The organism is Nocardioides marmoriginsengisoli, assembly GCF_003725695.1.
GTDB lineage: Bacteria > Actinomycetota > Actinomycetes > Propionibacteriales > Nocardioidaceae > Marmoricola > Marmoricola marmoriginsengisoli.
In genome coordinates, this window is the sequence record NZ_RJSE01000005.1 from 161,427 (window position 1) to 179,851 (window position 18,425).

The following is an 18,425-nucleotide window of genomic DNA, read 5'->3' on the forward strand; positions in this document are numbered from 1 at the left end:
GACCTCCGTAGGCTTGCCCGCGTGACCGACCTCCGAGCCGTCCGCGTCCGCACCCGCAAGTGGCCCGACGAGCCGCACTGGGAGTTCGACGCGGTCCGGCTGGGGGTCGACGCGCTCGGGCACTGGCTCGGCGTCACCAGGGGCACCTGGCTCGCCAAGCCGGGCAAGGGCTTCACCGCCTGGGCCGACCACGTGGTGCTGCTCCCCCACGACGACTGGTGGGTGGCCACCATCTACGGCAACGATGCCGACCGCCCGGTGGACTTCTACGTCGACATGACAACGCCCTGCACCTGGTCGGAGGACGAGTCCGAGGTCCGCTGCGTCGACCTGGACCTGGACGTGATCCGCGAGACCGACGGCCGGGTCTGGATCGACGACGAGGACGAGTTCGCCGAGCACCAGGTCGCGCTGGGCTACCCGGCCGAGGTGATCGCCGGTGCCCGGGCGAGCTGCGACGAGGTCTTTGCGGCGATGTCGGCGGAGAGGGCGCCGTTCGACGGCAGCGTGGCCCGCTGGCTGGCGAAGCTCGCCGAGATCCGCCAGCCGTAGTTCCCGTACAGCTAGAGCACGCCGGTGTACGGGTCCCGGTCGGTGATGCAGTACGTCGCCCCGGACGGGTCGCGGAGCACCGTCCAGTGCTGCCGGGTGGCCTCCACCCGGGCGCCGAGCCCGCGGTGGCGATCGGTCTCGGCGGCACGATCGGTGGTCGCCAGGTCCAGGTGCGCACGGACCGGGCCGTTCTCCTCGTCCAGGCGCTGCAGCAGGATCCGTAGCGGCACCTCGTCGGGCCGGGCCAGGAAGCGGAACTCGGGACGGCTGCCCTCGTGCAGCTCCCACCCGGTGGCGTCGGCCCAGAAGGCGCACTCCGCGTCGTACGCCGACGGGGGCACGTCCAGGCAGACCTGGTCGACCAGGCTGGCCTGTCCCCCGGCCCAGATCCGCGGCAACGGCCGGACGCCCGACTCGCCCTCGTTGAGGCAGTAGGGCAGCCCTCCGGGTGACCGCAGGACCTCCAGGTCGCGGTCGCCCTCGTGCAGGTCGAGGTGCACCCCGGCCGGTCCGGCGCCGATCCGCTGGAACCGGAGATAGGGATCGCCGTCGGGAGGCAGGAAGGTGGCGAACTCGCCGTCGGCGCCGCGCGTGCTCGAGAGCGTCGAGCCGGTGACCCCGCACCAGAACGCCGCGGCCGCGGCCTGGCGGGAGGCGGGCACGTCCACGAAGGCGGTGATCCAGGCTGTCGTCACCCTGGTGATGCTCCCATGTGTCAGCATCCTCATGTGGCCATCGACTTCGCGGTATCGCCCCGGCCGACCCTTGGGGTCGAGTGGGAGTTCGCCCTCGTCGACCACCGCACCCGGGACCTGGTCAATGCCGCCTCCGAGCTCTTCGACCTGGTCGAGGAGCGCCACGGACCGGAGCCGCGGCTGCACAAGGAGCTGCTCCGCAACAGCGTGGAGCTGACCACCGGCATCTGCGAGAACACCGACCAGGCCATCGCCGAGCTCGTCGAGATGCTCGCCAAGGTGGTCCCGGTCGCGGCCGACCTCGGCGTCGACCTGTTCAGCGCCGGGACGCACCCGTTCGCGGCCTGGTCCGACCAGCTGCTCACGCCCGGGCACCGCTACGAGGAACTGATGGCCCGGACCCAGTGGTGGGGCCGGCAGATGCTGATCTGGGGCGTGCACGTGCACGTCGGCGTCGCGAAGGACCAGGTGATCCCGCTGGTCTCGGCGCTGCTGAACTGGTACCCGCACCTGCAGGCGCTCTCCGCGTCCTCGCCGATCTGGGCCGGCCACGACACCGGCTACGCCAGCAATCGGGCGATGATGTTCCAGCAGCTGCCGACCGCGGGCCTGCCGTTCCAGTTCTCCGACTGGGCCGAGTTCGAGTCGTACGCCGACGACCTGCTCACCACCGGCGTAATCGAGAACATCGACGAGATCCGCTGGGACGTCCGGCCGGCGCCCCGCACCGGGACCGTCGAGATACGGATCTGCGACGGCGTGTCGACTCTCTGGGAGATGCGCGCGCTGGTGGCCCTGACGCACTGCCTGGTGGTCGACCTCTCCGAGCGGCTGACCCGGGGAGAGACGCTGCCGACGATGCCGCCGTGGCACGTCCAGGAGAACAAGTGGCGCGCGGCCCGGTACGGACTGGAGGCCTGGATCATCCTGGACGCCGACTCGAACGAGCGGCTGCTGCGCGAGGACCTGACCGACCTGGTGGACCGGCTGATGCCGGTGGCCGCCCGTCTCGGGTGCGCCGAGGACCTGGAGCTGGTCCACGAGATCACCCGGCTGGGGGCGTCGTACCAGCGTCAGCGCGCGGTGGCCGAGGCGACCGGCGGCGACCTGGTCGCGGTCGTCGACGCGGTGGTGCGCGAGCTTTAGGAGGACCAGGCGTAGCTCCGTAGCGGCGGCTCCGCGGCGACCGTGTCGGCTGCCCCGAGCCCGATGGTGTTGCCGAGGACCAGCGACGGCAGGCTGAGCGCGCCCAGGACCGGATCGAAGCCCGGCGGTGGCTTCGCGCAGCCCTGCGCGGCGACCCGCGCCGGGGAGGCCGGCCCGTCGTGATCGAGCGCGTCCAGGGCGAGCTGGAAGCCGACCAGGTCGATGGCACCCAGCAGGATGTGGTCGGACGGGTCCCCGGGGCAGATGTCCTGGAGCGCCACGTTGGTGATCCGGCCACCACCGCCGTGCAGGGACGAGCTGCCCCGGTCATCGGCGTTCGGCACGACGACCTTGTCGCGATGGGTGTACACGTTCGTGTAGGAGATCCGCGGGAACGTCTCCTGGCCGCTGTTCAGGGCCGCGATGAAGGCCGAGGTGCTCCGCTGCTGGAACTCGGCCGGCCGGCAGCCCTTGGTCGCGCACGCGGCGAACCCGGTGGTGCCGTGGTTCGACGGCGCCAGGCCGATCAGGTCGTCGACCATCGGGCGCAGGTCCGGCCAGAACCGCAGCGCCCACCGCGGCAGCATCCCGCCCTGGCTGGCACCGATGATCGAGATCTTCCGCTCCGCCCGGCGGTGCAGCTCGCGGATCGCCCAGACGACGTACTCGGCGTTGACCTGGATGTCGCCCGTCGCGCGGTAGGGCAGCTGGACCAAGCAGTACGGCGTCCGACTCGCCTTCAGCGCCGGCCGGTAGAGGAACGACCAGTTCTCCTCGGCGGTCACGCTCGTGCCGTGCACCAGGAGCACCGGGGTTCGGGTGGCGCGGTCGACGTTCGCCGAGCACACCAGAGCGGCACGGAGCACGGCCGGTGGCGTGGTGAGCGCCGGTCCCGGCCGGTCGACCGGCGGGTACCCGACCGTCGTTGCGTCCGCGGGCGCACCGAGCATGCCGACCATCAGCGCGGTGACGGTCAGGGCGAGGAACCTGTGCATGGCGAGAGCATTTCCCATCACGCCCGTGATGTAAATACTCGTGACCTGAGGCGCTGGAGCGCTACGACCGCCGGAACAGACGCCGCAGCAGGCTTCGCCGGCTCCTGCGCGGCGCCGGTGGCGTCGCGACGGCGTCCGTGCCGAGCCGGATGCCGTCCCGGTCGGCCCGCACCGGCACGTTGATCCCGCCGTCGCGGGTGACCTGCACCGCGCGGAGGTTCTTCCCGAGGTCTTCGCCGAAGGGTTTCGTCACCGTTCCTCCTAGGTCTCACGCCAGTATGCGCCCCTTGGACGCGGTGCTCACTGGTCCCAGCCGATCGGCGGGATCGCATCGGTCGCTTCCAGCGGGTCCATGCCGCTGACCGCGAGCAGGTCGGCGATCAGCGACCGGACGCTCGCCAGGACCACCTCGGCCGAGAGCATCGGCGTGCGCTCCAGGGTGGACGACGCCTGTCCCATCGCCAGCAGCGGGTCGCGGAGCCCGCTGGCCATCCGGTCGGCCTTCAGCTCGGCGGCCATCCCGTCGGTGACGTCGGCCAGGTCTCGGAGGAAGACGGCGTACCCGGCCGGGATCGGCTCCCGGCGGTGGCAGGCGACGGCGACCCGCCGGGCCAGGACGCGGGTGTTGCGCAGCGCGAAGTCGAGCGGTTCGACCAGCTCGGCCATCCGGCGCACACCGCCCTTGTGCCGGTAGCGGAAGGGCGAGGAGGCGAGCACCGAGAGGCCCTCGTCCGAGGCGGCCTGCAGTTCCGCGATCAGGGCATCGGTACGGCGGGCCTCGGCCAGCGTCGACAGCGCACGTTCGGCGTCGCCGTCCTCGATCCGGTCCGCCGACGCCCGGAGCAGCGCCGAGATCTTCCGGATCACCACCGAGACCTGCTCGCGCGGACGGCGCAACGGTGCCCGCGGGACCACGGTCGCAGCGACCAGCGCCACCGCTCCCCCGATCAGCGCGTCGCTCCAGCGCAGGAACGCCTTGCCCGGGTCCGGCAGCAGCGTGCTCACCACGATCGCCTGGACGGCCGCCTGGGTCACGAAGATCGCGCCGGCGTCCAGCAGCAGCGCCGAGACCATCGCGAGCGAGACGATCAGCGCGATCTGCCAGCCGCCCGAGCCGAGCAGGTGGGTCAGCGCATCGCCGAGGAAGACGCCGATCGCCACCCCGAGCGTCACCTCGGCCACCCGCCGCAGCCGTTGCCCGTACGACGTCCCGAGACTCACCACCGCGGCGATCGGCGCGAAGAACGGGGTGTCGTGCCCGATCAGGTCGGCGGCGACGAACCAGGCGACACCGGCCGCGATCGCGCACTGCCCGATCTGCCAGCCCTTCGACCGCAACCGGGCGAGGCGGGCCCGCAGCGACGTGCGGCTCCGGGTGAAGGCCAGGTCGAAAGTGGTGCCGCTACTTCTTCGATCCACGCCCGTGCAGCATCGTGATCAGCTTGCCCAGTTGCTCCTCGGCCTTTTCGGTGCGCTGGAACGTGGTCAGCGCGAGCAGCGGCTTCATCCGCTGCTTGGTGATCGCGTGGGCGTAGGTGAACTCCTTGAGGCCCTCGGGCCCGTGGATCCGCCCGAAGCCGGAGTCGCCGACCCCGCCGAAGGGCAGCGACGGCACCCCGGCGAAGGTGATCACGCCGTTGATCGCGGTCATCCCGACCCGGAGCCGCTCGGCGATCCGCATCCCGTTGCGCTTGCTGAACACCGAGGAGCCGAGCGCGTACTTCGACGCGTTGGTGAGCGCGACCGCCTCGTCCATGGAGGCCACCTTGGTGACCGTCATGGTCGGGCCGAAGGTCTCCTCGGTGACGGCCGACGACGTCTCCGGCACGTCCACGAGGATCACCGGCTGCACGAACCGGTCGCCGACCGACTCGGGTCCGCCGAGGACCGCCTTGCCTCCGTCGGCGATCGCGCTGTCGATGTGCCGCTTGATGATGTCGATCTGGCTGGGCATCGTGATCGGGCCGATCTTGGCGTCGGCGTCGTTGGTGGCGTGCACCTCCTTGGTGCGCGCGATCACCTGGGCGAGGAAGTCGTCGTACACGCGCTCGTGCACGTAGACGCGCTCGACGCCGGCGCAGGTCTGGCCGGCGTTGGCGTTCGCGCCCCAGACGGCACCGTCCACGGCCGCCGCGACGTCGGCGTCCTCGTCGACGATCAGGGCGTCCTTCCCTCCGGCTTCGATCAGCACCGGCGTGAGCGTCTCGGCACAGGCGGCCATCACTCGCTTGCCGGTCGCGGTCGACCCGGTGAAGGCGACCTTGTTGACCCCCGAGCGGCACAGCGCCGCGCCGGTGTCGCCGAGGCCGGTGACCACCTGGAGGACCGGCTGCCCGAAGACCTCGGCGGCGGTCTCGGCGAGCCAGACCCCGACGCCCGGGGTGTACTCGCTGGGCTTGAAGACGACCGCGTTGCCCGCAGCCAGGGCGTAGGCGATCGAGCCCATCGGGGTGAACACCGGGTAGTTCCACGGGCCGATCACGCCGATCACGCCGAGCGGGCGGAACTCGACCGTCGCCTTCTGGTTGGCCATCACCAGACCGCTGGGCACCTTGTGCCGGCCGAGCACCTTGCCGGCGTGCCCGGCGGCCCAGGCCAGGTGATCGATCGCCAGCGCGCACTCGAGCATCGCGTCGCCGTGCGGCTTTCCGGTCTCGGCCTGCATGATCGCGGCGAGCTCGCCGACCCGCCGGGTGACCTCGCCCTTCCAGGCGTTCAGCAGGCCCTTGCGCTCGGCGAAGCTCAGCCCGCTCCACCAGTCGGCGGCCGTACGGGCCCGAGCGACCGCGGCGGCGACCTCGGCCTCGCCGGCGATCGGGTGGCTCGCGACCACGGCACCGGTCCGCGGGTTGATCGAGGCGAACGACGAGGAGGTCGCGGTGCTGGGGTCGGTGATCGTCATGGCACGAACCTACTCCCGCCGGGCTCGGGTGTGCAGCCCCGTGCACCACCCTGCTTCCCAAACGCCACACGAGGCGCAAGGATCGCGACGTGCCCACACCTATCGACCCCACCTCGCTCGGGTTCCTGCTCGCCGAGAACCGCAACCAGCCGATGCACGTCGCCGGTCTGCAGCTGTTCGAGAAGCCCGCCGATGCCGGCCCGCACTTCGCCCGCGAGCTCTACGAGGCCGCGCTCGACACCGAGGAGATCGCGCCGCTGTTCCGCAAGCGCCCGTCGCGGAGCATCAGCAGCCTCGGCCAGTGGGTCTGGACCGACGACGCCGAGTTCGACATCGAGCACCACGTCCGGCACAGCGCGCTCCCCGAGCCGGGCCGGATCCGGGAGCTGCTCGAGCTGGTCTCGCGGCTGCACGGTCAGATGCTCGGCCGGGAGCGGCCGCTCTGGGAGGCGCACATCATCGAGGGGCTCGCCGACGGCCGGGTCGCGATGTACACCAAGCTGCACCACTCCTTGGTCGACGGGATCTCGGCGATGAAGCTGATGCAGAGCGTGCTCAGCACCGACCCGGACCGCCGCAACATGCCACTCCCCTTCGACGCCCGCGCGGTCCGGTCGAAGAAGGTGCGCGAGCCGTCCGCCCGGGACCTGACCTCGGTCCCGATGGACACCCTGCGCAGCGCGATGGGCCTGGCCGCGGACGCCGGCGGGCTGCCGGCCGCGCTGATCCGCACCCTCAACAAGGGCGTCAAGAACGAGGCGTCGGCGCTGTCGTTCTACGCCCCGAAGTCGATCTTCAACGTGAACATCACCGGGTCCCGCCGATTCGCCTCGGACGGCTGGGCGCTGGACCGGCTGCGGGCCATCTCCAAGGCCAGCCGGACCACCTTGAACGACGTCGTGCTGGCGATGTGCGGCGGCGCGGTCCGCAACTACCTGATCGAGCTGAACTCCCTCCCCGACACCTCCCTGGTCTCGATGGTCCCGGTCGGGCTCAAGTCCCGAGGCTCCGACTCCGAGGCCGGTGGCGGCGGGAACGCGGTCGGCTCGGTGATGGTGAAGCTCGGCACCGACCTGGCGGACCCGGCCGACCGGCTCGCCGCGATCCACGCCTCGATGAAGGCCGGCAAGGCGGCCCTGGAGTCGATGACGCCGAACCAGATCGTCGCGATGAGCGCGCTCGGCATGGCCCCGTCGCTGGCGATCCCGATGCTGCGGCTCAACGGGGTCGTCCGGCCGCCGTTCAACCTGATCATCAGCAACGTCCCCGGGCCGCGCAGCACCCAGTTCCTCAACGGCGCCCGGCTGACCGGCACCTACCCGGTGTCGATCCCGATGCAGGGCATGGCTTTGAACATCACCTGCAACAGCTACGCCGAGGACATGTGCTTCGGGCTGACCGGCGACCGCCGCCGGGTACCGCACCTGCAGCGGCTGCTGGTGCACCTGGACAGCGAGCTGACCGCTCTGGAGCAGGCTGTCGGGGCCTAGAGCGCCAGGACGGCGCCCTGCCAGCGACGGCGCAGCCAGCGGTCGTGCGAGGTCATCAGGACCGTGCCGGGCGTGGCCCGGAGGGCGTCCTCGATCTCGGAGGCCAGCGCCAGGGAGAGGTGGTTGGTCGGCTCGTCCAGGAGCAGCAGGTCCGGCTCCGCGGCGACTGCCAGGGCCAGCGCCAGCCGGCGCCGTTGACCCACGCTGAGGTCGCCGATCGGGCGGGTCAGGTCCTGGGGAGCGAGCAGCCCGAGTGACCGCAACGAGGTGCGTCCGCTGCCCGGGGCGGCCGCGAAGGTCGCGGCCGCGCTCAGGTCCATCCGGGCGAACACCGGGTCCTGCTCGACCATCGCCACCTGTCGGGCCGTCACGGTCACGGTGCCCGCGTCGGGCTCGATCCGGCCGGCGATCGCGGCCAGCAGGGTCGACTTGCCGCTGCCGTTCGGTCCGACGACCAAGAGCTGGTCGCCGTGGCGCAGGTCCAGCTCGTCGAGAGCGACCCGCGGACCTGACGGTCCGTCCACCCGGAGCCCGCGGACCGAGACCGCCGGCCCGGTCCCGCCGCCGTGGGCGAGCCGGCCCGCGAAGGCGATCCGCTTCGGGGGCTTGCGGACCTGGGAGCGCTCGGCGAGGTCGAGCCGTCGCTGGGCATCGTTGACGCGGCGGGCCTGGGCGCGCTCGACGTTGCCGCCCTTGAACTGGTGGATGAACTTGTCGTTGTCGCGCGGGCCCCGGCCGCGGGCGATCGCGTCGGTGCCGATCCGGGTCTTCTCGCGCAGGCGCTCGAGCTCGTCCTGCTCGGCGGCGTACTGCTCCTCCCAGCGCCGCCGGCTCTCGGCCTGGTGCTCCAGGTACGCCGAGAACGAGCCGCCGAAGCGGCGGCCGCCCTTCCCGTCGCTCCCGAGCGCGCCGGCATCGAGGTCGACGATCTCGGTGCAGACGGTGTCCAGGAAGGTGCGGTCGTGGCTGGCCGCGACGATCACGCCGTGCTGCCGGACCAGCGACTCCTCCAGCAGGCGCAGCGCGTCGCCGTCCAGGTGGTTGGTCGGCTCGTCGAGGAGCAGAACCGCGGGCCTCCGGACGAGCGCCGCCGCGAGCGCCAGCCGGCTCCGCTGACCCCCGGAGAGCGTCGAGAGCGGACGCTCCCGATCGAGGTCCGCGAGACCGAGGCCGGCCGCCGTGACCACCGCACGGCGCTCGGCGTCCCACGCATCGTGCTGCGTCGCCCAGGCCAGCACCCGGTCGTAGCGGTTCGCCGCGTCCGGGTCCGTCCCCAGCCGGCCCGCGAGCTGCTCCAGCTCCGCGACCGCGGCCCGCAACGGCTGCAGCGCCCCGTCGAGGAGGTCGCCGACGGTCCCGGTGACCTGCGGGTCGGGCTCCTGGGGCAGGTAGACCAGGTCAGCCGGGGCCCGCACCTCGCCGGCGTCCGGGAGATCGATCCCGGCGAGCACCCGGAGCAGGGTGGACTTCCCGGAGCCGTTCTCGCCGATCAGGCCGACCCGGGATCCGGGCGCTGCGGTCATGCTCAGGTTGTCGAGGACGGTGCGGACCCGGTCACGGGTGGCGTAGCGCCGGATCAGGTCGGTGGCGACGAGCGGGGACGGTTTCATGACGACGTGCTCCAGGAACGGAACGAGGCAGGTCGGGCACGGCCACGGGCACCTGCGGGGACGTCGTCAGATCTTCATGATGGAACCACCCTACCGAGGCCGGCACCGGGACCAAACCCCTTTTCCGGGCCCGGCCGTCGGTAGGGTTCGCTCATGGCTGCTGACTGGAGATCCGAGCTTGTCGACCTGATCCGCACGCTGATCCTCCAGGCCGCGCCGGACGCGGTCGAGGAGGCGAAGTGGCGCAAGGCCTCCAACCCGGACGGCGTGCCCACGTTCTCGCGCTCCGGGTTGATCTGCACGGTGGAGACCTACAAGGACAAGGTCAAGGTCACCTTCGCCAAGGGCGCCTCGCTCGCCGACCCGGACGGGCTGTTCAACGCCAGCCTCGACGCCGGAACCCGTCGGGCGATCGACGTCTTCGCAGGCGACAGCCTCGACCAGGACGCGTTCGCGGACCTGGTCCGGGACGCGGTCGCGCTCAACCAGGCCTAGACGTCACTCCTGGGCGAGCGTCGCCGGATCGGTGTTGGCGCCGCAGATCAGGACCGCCACCCGCTCGCCGGGTTCAGGGACGTAGGCGCCGGAGGTGAGGGCGGCGTAGGCCGCCGCCGCGCCGTACTCGGCCGGGATCCGGTAGCGCCCCCACAGGGCGGTGCGCGCTGCCGTGATGTCGTCGTCGCCGACCAGCACGGAGGTCGGACCGGTGCGCTGGGCGACCTCGAACGCGATCTCACCGACCCTCCGGGCGCCGAGGGAGTCGGCGGTGATGCCGGAGACGGTCACGTCGACCGGACGGCCGGCGTCCAGGGCGGAGCGCAGCGTCGGGATGCTCGTGGGTTCGACTGCCACGATCCGGGCCCGGTCGTGCGCCGCCGCCGCGACGCCGGCGTACAGGCCGCCGCCGCCGACCGCGACCACGATGGTGTCGATGCTCGGCTCGTCCTCGAGGATCTCCAGCCCCAGGGTGCCCGCCCCGGCGACGACCTCGGACTGGTCGTAGGCGTGCACGAAGACGGCGTCCTGCTCGGCGGCGTGGGTGGTGGCCGCGTCGTACGCGTCGGCGTACTCGGTGCCCACCTGGTGCACGACCGCGCCGTAGGCCCGTAAGCGGTCGACCTTCACCGCAGGCGCGTTCGCGGGCACGAAGACCGTGGCCGGGACGCCCAGCACGGAGGCGGCGTACGCGTTGGCCAGCCCGGCGTTGCCGCCGGAGGCGACCACGATGCCGTTCCGGTCGTCGAGCTCACCGCGCTCCCGGGCGGCCAGCTGCCGGTTGAAGGCACCGCGGGTCTTGAAGACCCCGGCGTGCTGCAGGAACTCGCACTTGATCCAGAGCCGGCCGTCGCCGGTGTCCAGCAGCGGCGTACGGCGGATCCGGCCCGCGATGCGCGCCTGGGCAGCCTCGACCTCGACCCGGGTGACCAAGCGATCAGGCAGCGGAGGCGACGACGTTGCCGCCGCGCGCAGGGACGCGTTCGACGGCGGCCTCGGCGATCAGGCGGGCCTCCTCGACGGCGACGGTGTCGCTGACCTCGCGGAGCACGTCGGAGAGCGGGACCTCGAGGGCTTCGCAGAGCGAGGCGAGGAGCTCGGAGGAGGCTTCCTTCTGACCGCGCTCGATCTCGGAGATGTAGCCCAGACTGATCCGGGCGTCCGAGGAGAGCTCGCGCAGGGTCATGCCACGACGCATCCGCTCAGCGCGCAACACGTCACCGAGTTGCCGGCGAAACAGCACCATCCCGCGATCTCCTCTTCGTCCTGCTGAGCCCAACGCTACCGGTAGCCAGGTTCTTCCCGACCAGAACTCGACCAACGGGACGGACTTTCTCTACGGAATTGTCCGGTACCGGCCCCGGCGGTGCTCCAGCGGGCTCTCGTCGTCGACGATCAGCAGGTCCTCGATGCTCGTCACGACCAGCTGGGACCAGGCTTCCTCGCGCAGCTCTTCGACGCGGACCAGCGCCCGGGTCCGGTCGGCCAGGACCGGCCCGTGCTCGGTCTGCTCCCACTCCCCCGTCCGGAACGGTCCGCCGGGGGCCGGTGCGGTGCCGGCGAAGGCCTCGGCCAGGTCGCGATCGGCCCAGGTCAGCAGCTGGACGACCGCGCGGCCACCGGGTGCGAGCGCCTCGGTCAGCGCCGCGTCGGGGTCGAGCAGCCCGAGGATCCGACCCGGGTCCCCGTTGGCGACCATCAGCGACGACACGGTGAGCCCGACCCGGTCCGCGCCGGAGCCGGCGGTCCACAGCGAGACCGCCCCGCCGAGGCGACCGCGGAAGCGTCGTACCGGGTCCGGCGGCTCGGCGAAGGGGTTCGTGGAGTGGATCGTCAAGATGCTTGCGGCTCGGCGGCCCGGGAGTCGTCGCCGTCGTCGTCGGCAGCGGTCTCCGGGGCCGGCTCAGCGGCCGCGGCCTTCTCGGCGGCCTTCGCGGCGACCTCGGCCTTCTTCTGCTCCTCCTTGGCCCGGGAGGCGTACATGTCGACGTACTCCTGGCCGGAGAGGCGCATGATCTCGTACATGATCTCGTCGGTGACCGAGCGCAGGATGTAGCGGTCGTTCTCCATGCCCTCGTAGCGCTCGAAGTTCAGCGGCTTGCCGAACCGGACCACCGGACGGGTGATGGTGCCGAACTTCTTGCCCGGAGGGGCGACCACGTCGGTGCCGATCACCGCGACCGGGATCACCGGGACCCCGGTCTCCAGGGCCAGCCGGGCGACGCCGGTCTTGCCGCGGTAGAGCCGGCCGTCGTGCGAGCGGGTGCCCTCGGGGAAGATCCCGAACATGTCGCCCTCGGCGAGGATCCCCTTCGCCGAGCTGAGCGCACCCTCGGCGGCTGAGGCACCGGAGCGGTCGATCGGCACCTGGCCGGCGCCGGAGAAGAACAGCTTCTGGAACCAGCCCTTGATGCCGGGGGTGTTGAAGTACTCGGCCTTGGCCACGAAGGTGACCCGGCGCGAGAGCGTGAGCGGCATGAAGAGCCAGTCCGCGTAGGAGAGGTGGTTGCTCGCCAGGATGGCCGGACCCTCGACCGGGAGGTTCTCGGCGCCCTCGGTGCGCGGCCGGAAGACGACCCGCAGCAGCGGCCCGATCGCCACGAACTTCAGGAACCAGTAGAACAACTCGTCACCTCCTCGACACCTGAACGGTCACCCGAACCCTAGCCCCTCCACCAGGTGCGTGAAACGATGAGTGCATCTGCTGATACACCGCCGAAGTGAGGTTCTCGTGTCCTTGGCCCCCCACGCCGAGCCGTTCTACGCCGACGGTACGCCGGACGCCTCCGGACGTCGCGTCGGCGTCCTGCTCAGCCACGGTTTCACCGGGTCCCCGGCGTCGGTCGTCCCCTGGGGTCGGCACCTCGCCGGACTCGGCTACGCGGTCGCCGTACCGCGGCTGCCGGGGCACGGCACCACCTGGCAGGAGATGGCCGAGACCCGGTACGACGACTACTACGCGGCGATCGAGTCCGAGTTCGAGGCGCTCAAGGCCCGCTGCGACGTCGTGGTGGTCGGCGGCCTCTCGATGGGCGGCTGCCTGACGCTGAACCTGGCCGAGCGGCGCGCCGGAGAGATCGCCGGACTGGTGATGGTGAACCCCGCCGTCGCGAGCACCAACAAGCAGCTGTTGCTGCTCCCGGTGATGAAGCACCTGACCAAGGCGTTCCCCGCGATCGGCAACGACATCAAGAAGGACGGCGTCCTCGAGTACGCCTATCCGAAGACGCCGCTGAAGCCGCTCGCCTCGATGCTCGCGGCCTGGAAGCAGGTCCGGGCAGACCTGGCCAAGGTGACCGCGCCGGTGCTGCTGTTCCGCTCGGCCGACGACCACGTGGTGGATCCGTCCTCGGCCGCGATCATCCTGGCGGGGGTCTCCTCCACCGAGGCGACCGAGCGGGTCCTGACCGAGAGCTATCACGTGGCCACCCTGGACAACGACGCCGAGACGATCTTCACCGAGTCGGCCGACTTCATCGCCCGGGTGACGGCGCCGTGAGCGTCGGCGACGAGAGCGCCCGCCGGGCGCAGGAGGACGCGGACTTCCAGCGGATCGTCGAGGGGTACGGCGAGCGCCCGGAGTTCCCGGAACTGGTGGTCCCGGAGGTCGTCGAGCCGCAGGCCGAGCTGGCCGGGCCGGTCATCGACGGACCTCCCGAGCTGGCCGAGTCGCCGTGGGCGGACGACGACCACTTCGTGCCACCGCCGCCTCCCGCCGCGCCGATGCCCCGAGGTATCCGCGGGCTGGCCTGGAGCGGGCTGTTCGGCGTCCCGATCCTGGTGCTGATCTCGATCATGGTGGACGTGTCGCTGCCGACGCCGATCCCGTTGCTGCTGCTGATCTGGTTCGTCGGCGGCTTCGGCTACCTGGTCGCCACGATGGCCGGCGGCCCCGACCCGGACTCGGGCTGGGACGACGGGACCGCCCTGTGACGTCCACCGACACCGTCGAGATCAGCGGCCACCTGATGGACTCGGGGATCCTCTCCCGGGTCCTCGACGACATCCGCGAGTACGGCGGCGACTACGTGATCGTCCGCTTCGACCTCGGTCACGACGCCGGCGACATCTCGCACGCCGAGCTGAAGGTCTCCGCCGAGGACGACGAGGCGCTGCAACGGCTGCTGATGCGGCTGCAGACCCGCGGCGTCAACCAGGTCGACCCGGGGGTCGCGGCGGTCAAGGTCACCGAGCAGGACGGGGTCTTCCCGGACGGGTTCTACTCCAGCACCAACCTGGAGACCCAGGTCCGCCTGGACAAGTCCTGGCTGCCGGTCGCGAACCCGGAGATGGACTGCGGGCTGATCGTCGAGGACACCGAGGGCGAGCCCCGGATCCACACGCTGCCGATGGCGGACGTGCGCGCCGGGATGAAGGTGATCTGCGGGGCCTCCGGGATCCGGGTCGACGTCCCGGTGGTGGCGGACACGGGCGGATTCGGCTTCATGGAGTCCGACGTGTCCAGCGAGAAGCCCCAGGCAGTCCTGGTCCGGCAGGTGGCCGACGGGATGCGCGAGGCGAAGGCAGCCGGCAAGAAGGTCCTCTGGGTCGGCGGGCCGGGCGTGGTGCACACCGGAGCTGCCCCGGCGATGGTCGAGCTGGTCAACGCCGGGTACGTCGACGTGCTCTTCGCCGGCAATGCGCTGGCGACGCACGACATCGAGTCCGCCCTCTACGGCACCTCGCTGGGCATCGACCTCGCCCGCGGCCAGGGCGTCGAGCACGGCCACGAGCATCACATCCGGGCGATCAACACGATCCGCAAGGCCGGCTCGATCCGTGCCGCCGTCGAGACCGGGGTCCTGACCGGCGGGATCATGCACGCCCTGGTCAAGCAGGAGAAGTCGTTCGTCCTGGTCGGCTCGGTCCGCGACGACGGGCCGTTGCCGGACGTCTACACCGACGTGATCGACGGCCAGAGGGCGATGCGCGCCGAGCTCACCGACGTCGGCTTCTGCCTGATGGTCGCGACCATGCTGCACTCGGTCGCCACCGGGAACATCCTGCCGGCCTCGATTCCGCTCGTCTGCGTGGACATCAACCCCGCGACGGTGACGAAGCTCGCGGACCGGGGCTCGTCCCAGGCCCGCGGGATCGTCACGGACGTCGGGTTGTTCCTGGAGCAGCTGGCCGGGGAGCTGGTGCCGGAGTACCGGCGGCGGTAGTCGTAGAGGAGCCCGCTCGTCCGAGCATGCAGGTGTGCGTCGCCACCGTTTCGTTCACGGCGGCGAGGAATGCTCGCAGGCTTCCTTACCTAGCAACAGGTCATCGAACTCAGACGGATTCACGCAGATGCCCTGCGACTCTCGAAGGAGCCTGACGAGGGAGGGTGGCGGTGTCCAGAGGCCACCGGGAACCCATCCGAGATGTTCTCGAACCGTGTCGTCATCGAGCTCGGGGAGGACCCACCTAGTGACGCCATGAGCGCCACTGAATCCCTCAAGAACCCAAACCCAATCTCGATCAGCAGTCACCGAGCTTCCTTCCCGGAACAGAGGGCCCCGGGTAAGGGGATCACCGCGGCCGCCTGCGGACATAAATATCAGAGATCGGCCCGGCCGTCGCCGCGGCGAACGGATGGCGGCCGTTGCGCTGTAACCGGTGATGACGTCGTACGACGCGGGAGACCCGCGCTCCGAGGTGCTGCTACACGACGGCGCCGAGTGGTGGTGGCGGTCGTAGACGAAGGTCGCGGACGGAGTAGCCGCAACGGCCGATGCCTCGGCCTGGTGCCAGATCCCTATCCAGGCAAAGACCATGGCCATGGCCGTGGCAAGCGCCCGAAGCATCGGTCGACACGCGCGGTCACTTCGTGAACTCCTGTCCGATCAAGGTCCCTGTGCTCGGCGAGATCAGGACCCGGTAGCCGCTCCAGGTTGACGCGGCAATCAGCCCTTTCTCGGTGAGTTCGATCGAGACGAATGCGTCTGACTCTCCTGTTGTGGGGAGCTCGGCTCGCCAGGAGACGTGGGCGTCCGGTCCCACCCCGACCAAGTTCCTCACGGCTGCGTGTCCGCCAGGCGGGTCCAACAACACGACGGCCGCCGTACCGGATGACAACGCGATTAGGTCAAGCACCGGCAAACCATCGAGCATCCCCTCCCATGCGATTGAAGGATCGTCGCGTGAAACCCGAAGTCGCCCGTCGTGCACCGAGAACCAAGCTGTCATTGGAGCGGCACTCCCTTGCCGAAGCTCGACAGCGGAATTCGAACCCAGGAGTATCCAGTCATGATCCGCACCTTCTCCCCCGAGTAGGAGGTCGCCGCGGCGACCTGCGGACATGAATATCAGAGATCGGCCCGGCCGTCGCCGCGGCGAACGGATCTTTGTCCAGCAGCTAGGGAAGCCGGATCAGCTTGATCCCCGCGGACGCCTGCGACAGAGCGGTCTTGAAGATCGGCGCCATGTCGGTGCCCGACGCGGCGCAGAAGAAGTAGTCGCCGTCGCTGTTCTCGGCGTCCCGGCCGGTCGTCGTACCGCAGTCCTTGTCGTTGACGCTCGGGGCGCCGTCCGCTGTCGGCGAGGCGACGTTCGCGAGGACCCCGGTGACCTGCTCTCCGGTCGGTCCGACCCAGACGGTCCTGGTGATGGTCCGGTTGACGGTCTGCAGGATCGTGCGGACCTTGCCGACCAGGACGTCGCTGACCGGGATGATCGCGCTGTCGACGGTGGTCGACGTCGGCGCCGGCGGGTTCGGGTTGTTCAGGTCGCAGGTGATGCCGGAGAGGTTGTAGGCGATCGTGACGACCAGGATCCCGGCAGCCTTCGCGTTGGCCGCGACCGACCCCAGGTTGGTGCAGGCGTTCTGCCCTCCGACGTACGTGTTGGTCGTCGTCTTGGTGGTGGTGTTGTACGTCGTGGTCGTGTTGATCGTGATCTTCAGGCTCCCGGAGCCGACGGTGGTGGTGACCGTCACCGGGTTCGCGACCGGACCGACGGTCGCGTTCGACGTGGTCACCGAGTCGGAGTTCGAGAACAGGTCCGAGCTCGACGACAGCGACGGCGTCCCCGCGGTGGCCGCAGTCTCGTTCGGCTGCCCGTCGGTCTCGAAGATCAGCACCTTCCGCGGCGTACCGGAGTTCCGCGCCGGGAGTGAGCCGAGGTTGTTGGTCGCCCCTACCGCCGATCCGAGGAGGTAGCGCGCCGCCGACTTGAACGGTGCCGCCAGCGACGTCCCGGTGCTCGACGCGGTCAGGCAATTGACGTCCTTGACCAGCTGGTTCGAGGTGTTCACGTCGGTGCCGGCCGCGTTCAGGTAGCCAGTGGTGAACGGCGTCGGGATCCACGGCCCGGTCGTGGTGGTGCTCCCGGTGGGACTGCTCTTGCACGACGACGGCGCCGACGGCCCCGCGCGGCCGATCGTGCCGAGCGCGACGTACTGCTGGGACGGCGTCATCACCTTGAGCATCCCCTTGATGCCGGTGACCATCGCCGCACGGTCCGTCGAGGACATGCTGCCGGTCCGGTCGGCCACGATCGCCACGTCCAGCGGGTTCGGCGGGATCGTGCCGCACGAACCCTTGCAGGCGACCGACTGGGTCGCCCCGGTGCTGCCCTGGTCGATCCCGAGCGCTCGCGCGAAGGTGAACGGGACGTCCCTCGCGTCGGTGAGCCGGATCGTGTTGCAGAGGTCCCCGGAGAGCGGCCGGCACGGGATCGAGCAGATCGACGGACCGCAGCGCAGTCCGGTGTAGACGCTGCCGAGCTTCGACGAGGCCGGGTTGCAGACACCCGGGATCTGGCTGGCGTCCAGCACCCAGGCACTCCCGCTCTTGATCGATCCGACCACGCAGAAGTAGTCGACGTCCGGCGTCGAGGTGGCGTCCGCAGCCTTGGCGAACGCGATCGCGTCGCTCTGGGACTTCATCCCGTTCGTCGGCAGCTGGTACGCGCCGGCCTGGGCACCGGCGTCCATCGAGTCCTGGAGCTTCTGGCGTTCGTTAACCTGGGAGGCGAAGTCGACGCCGAGCGCGGCGATGCCCATGAGCACGACCGCGAGCAGCCCGAACATGATCGCGATCGCGCCGGACTCGTCGCGACGGCGCCTCACTCGATCCTCATCTCGACGGTCTTGGTCAGCTCGACGCCGTCGCCGAAGGTGCTGCCGACCGGGGTGATCCAGGAGTGGTCGAGCGCCACCGTCACGATCACGGTGCCGCCGGCCACCGCGTCGGTCGCGAAGTTCGTGCATACCGAGTCGTCCGGCCTGCGGCACCCGACGGTGACGGTGATCTTGGACGGCGTCTGGCCGACCGGTTCGATCGACACCAGGCTGTTGCGCACCGCGGCGACGATCGCGGCCTGGTCCGGGTCCAGCGACCCTTCACGAGCGCCTTCGCGGGCGGCGTTGTTGACCAGGGTGTCCCGGTTGATCGCCCAGCCGAAGTCGACGATGCCGAAGACGACCATCACCAGGATGGGCACGATCAGGGCGAACTCCAGCGCAGCCGCACCGCGCTGATCGCGATGGCGGCGCCGCGTGCTCGGAGTGACACGTCCGTGTGGCATCGCCAGCCCCCTCCCTGGGACCGGACGAG

General features: G+C 70.6%; 20 protein-coding genes. 7 read left to right on the forward strand and 13 right to left on the reverse strand.

Features of this window, described 5'->3' with window-relative positions; all coding sequences use genetic code 11:
- The first annotated feature begins 21 nt into the window (after positions 1 to 21).
- Positions 22 to 552 carry a DUF402 domain-containing protein gene (locus EFK50_RS06660; protein WP_123226785.1) on the forward strand — a complete coding sequence of 177 codons (531 nt, stop codon included), beginning with the start codon at positions 22 to 24 and terminating at the stop codon, positions 550 to 552.
- Positions 553 to 563: 11 nt separating this feature from the next.
- Here EFK50_RS06660 and EFK50_RS06665 read toward each other — a convergent pair whose 3' ends face one another.
- Positions 564 to 1,247, reverse strand: a complete 684-nt coding sequence (locus tag EFK50_RS06665) for a VOC family protein (protein WP_221177306.1) — start codon at positions 1,245 to 1,247, stop codon at positions 564 to 566.
- Positions 1,248 to 1,280: 33 nt separating this feature from the next.
- On the opposite strand from EFK50_RS06665, the gene EFK50_RS06670 reads away from it, so the two are divergent.
- Positions 1,281 to 2,393, forward strand: a complete 1,113-nt coding sequence (locus tag EFK50_RS06670) for a glutamate--cysteine ligase (protein ID WP_221177307.1) — start codon at positions 1,281 to 1,283, stop codon at positions 2,391 to 2,393.
- Here the strand turns inward: EFK50_RS06670 and EFK50_RS06675 are convergent.
- The 4 genes from EFK50_RS06675 to EFK50_RS06690 all read right to left on the reverse strand — a co-directional run bounded on the left by EFK50_RS06675 (position 2,390) and on the right by EFK50_RS06690 (position 6,290).
- A complete protein-coding gene (locus EFK50_RS06675) occupies positions 2,390 to 3,388 on the reverse strand; it encodes an esterase/lipase family protein (protein WP_183407703.1) in 999 nt (332 codons plus the stop codon). The two genes, EFK50_RS06670 and EFK50_RS06675, sit on opposite strands and share 4 nt — an antisense overlap.
- A 61-nt stretch (positions 3,389 to 3,449) precedes the next feature.
- On the reverse strand, positions 3,450 to 3,641 hold the full coding sequence (locus tag EFK50_RS06680) for a hypothetical protein (RefSeq protein ID WP_123226789.1): 192 nt from the start codon (positions 3,639 to 3,641) through the stop codon (positions 3,450 to 3,452).
- 47 nt (positions 3,642 to 3,688) lie between these two features.
- Positions 3,689 to 4,807, reverse strand: coding sequence for an FUSC family protein (locus EFK50_RS06685; protein WP_183407704.1), 1,119 nt, complete (start codon positions 4,805 to 4,807; stop codon positions 3,689 to 3,691).
- Entirely contained in the window at positions 4,791 to 6,290 is a 1,500-nt protein-coding gene (locus tag EFK50_RS06690) for an aldehyde dehydrogenase family protein (RefSeq protein WP_123226790.1), read from the reverse strand. The genes EFK50_RS06685 and EFK50_RS06690 overlap by 17 nt, the downstream gene beginning before the upstream one ends.
- A gap of 89 nt (positions 6,291 to 6,379) precedes the next feature.
- Between EFK50_RS06690 and EFK50_RS06695 the strand changes: the two genes are divergently transcribed.
- The gene (locus tag EFK50_RS06695) at positions 6,380 to 7,780 is read left to right on the forward strand and encodes a WS/DGAT/MGAT family O-acyltransferase (protein WP_123226791.1); all 1,401 of its coding nucleotides are present in this window, start codon (positions 6,380 to 6,382) and stop codon (positions 7,778 to 7,780) included.
- Here EFK50_RS06695 and EFK50_RS06700 read toward each other — a convergent pair.
- Positions 7,777 to 9,390: an ABC-F family ATP-binding cassette domain-containing protein gene (locus EFK50_RS06700; RefSeq protein WP_123226792.1), complete on the reverse strand. Its 1,614-nt coding sequence runs from the start codon at positions 9,388 to 9,390 to the stop codon at positions 7,777 to 7,779. The two genes, EFK50_RS06695 and EFK50_RS06700, sit on opposite strands and share 4 nt — an antisense overlap.
- A 153-nt stretch (positions 9,391 to 9,543) precedes the next feature.
- Here EFK50_RS06700 and EFK50_RS06705 point away from each other — a divergent pair, with 153 nt between their 5' ends.
- On the forward strand, positions 9,544 to 9,885 hold the full coding sequence (locus tag EFK50_RS06705; protein WP_123226793.1) for a DUF1801 domain-containing protein: 342 nt from the start codon (positions 9,544 to 9,546) through the stop codon (positions 9,883 to 9,885).
- Between the two features lie 3 nt (positions 9,886 to 9,888).
- On the opposite strand, the gene EFK50_RS06710 is transcribed toward EFK50_RS06705, so the two are convergent.
- From EFK50_RS06710 to EFK50_RS06725, 4 genes are all read right to left on the reverse strand, one after another.
- Positions 9,889 to 10,818 (reverse strand): threonine/serine dehydratase, encoded by a 930-nt coding sequence (locus EFK50_RS06710; protein WP_123226794.1) that lies wholly within the window; start codon positions 10,816 to 10,818, stop codon positions 9,889 to 9,891.
- A 4-nt stretch (positions 10,819 to 10,822) separates the two neighbouring features.
- The gene (locus EFK50_RS06715; RefSeq protein ID WP_123226795.1) at positions 10,823 to 11,131 is read right to left on the reverse strand and encodes a helix-turn-helix domain-containing protein; all 309 of its coding nucleotides are present in this window, start codon (positions 11,129 to 11,131) and stop codon (positions 10,823 to 10,825) included.
- Between the two features lie 90 nt (positions 11,132 to 11,221).
- Positions 11,222 to 11,722, reverse strand: a complete 501-nt coding sequence (locus EFK50_RS06720) for a flavin reductase family protein (RefSeq protein ID WP_123226796.1) — start codon at positions 11,720 to 11,722, stop codon at positions 11,222 to 11,224.
- Positions 11,719 to 12,510 carry a lysophospholipid acyltransferase family protein gene (locus EFK50_RS06725; RefSeq protein ID WP_123226797.1) on the reverse strand — a complete coding sequence of 264 codons (792 nt, stop codon included), beginning with the start codon at positions 12,508 to 12,510 and terminating at the stop codon, positions 11,719 to 11,721. Before EFK50_RS06725 ends, EFK50_RS06720 begins: the two co-directional genes overlap by 4 nt.
- Positions 12,511 to 12,616: 106 nt before the next feature.
- Between EFK50_RS06725 and EFK50_RS06730 the strand changes: the two genes are divergently transcribed.
- The 3 genes from EFK50_RS06730 to EFK50_RS06740 are packed head-to-tail and all read left to right on the forward strand — an operon-like array spanning position 12,617 to position 15,050.
- Positions 12,617 to 13,384, forward strand: a complete 768-nt coding sequence (locus tag EFK50_RS06730; protein WP_123226798.1) for an alpha/beta hydrolase — start codon at positions 12,617 to 12,619, stop codon at positions 13,382 to 13,384.
- Complete coding sequence (locus EFK50_RS06735; RefSeq protein WP_123226799.1) at positions 13,381 to 13,818, forward strand: hypothetical protein; 438 nt, start codon at positions 13,381 to 13,383, stop codon at positions 13,816 to 13,818. Before EFK50_RS06730 ends, EFK50_RS06735 begins: the two co-directional genes overlap by 4 nt.
- Positions 13,815 to 15,050 (forward strand): ornithine cyclodeaminase, nickel-pincer nucleotide-dependent, encoded by a 1,236-nt coding sequence (locus tag EFK50_RS06740; RefSeq protein WP_123226800.1) that lies wholly within the window; start codon positions 13,815 to 13,817, stop codon positions 15,048 to 15,050. The genes EFK50_RS06735 and EFK50_RS06740 overlap by 4 nt, the downstream gene beginning before the upstream one ends.
- 640 nt (positions 15,051 to 15,690) lie before the next feature.
- Here the strand turns inward: EFK50_RS06740 and EFK50_RS23015 are convergent.
- From EFK50_RS23015 to EFK50_RS06755, 3 genes are read right to left on the reverse strand one after another with little or no spacing between them, the layout of a single operon-like run.
- Entirely contained in the window at positions 15,691 to 16,170 is a 480-nt protein-coding gene (locus EFK50_RS23015; RefSeq protein WP_484213813.1) for a DUF7957 family protein, read from the reverse strand.
- A gap of 55 nt (positions 16,171 to 16,225) precedes the next feature.
- On the reverse strand, positions 16,226 to 17,938 hold the full coding sequence (locus tag EFK50_RS06750) for a TadE/TadG family type IV pilus assembly protein (RefSeq protein WP_183407705.1): 1,713 nt from the start codon (positions 17,936 to 17,938) through the stop codon (positions 16,226 to 16,228).
- Positions 17,935 to 18,396: a TadE/TadG family type IV pilus assembly protein gene (locus EFK50_RS06755; RefSeq protein WP_123226803.1), complete on the reverse strand. Its 462-nt coding sequence runs from the start codon at positions 18,394 to 18,396 to the stop codon at positions 17,935 to 17,937. Before EFK50_RS06755 ends, EFK50_RS06750 begins: the two co-directional genes overlap by 4 nt.
- Positions 18,397 to 18,425 lie beyond the last annotated feature (29 nt).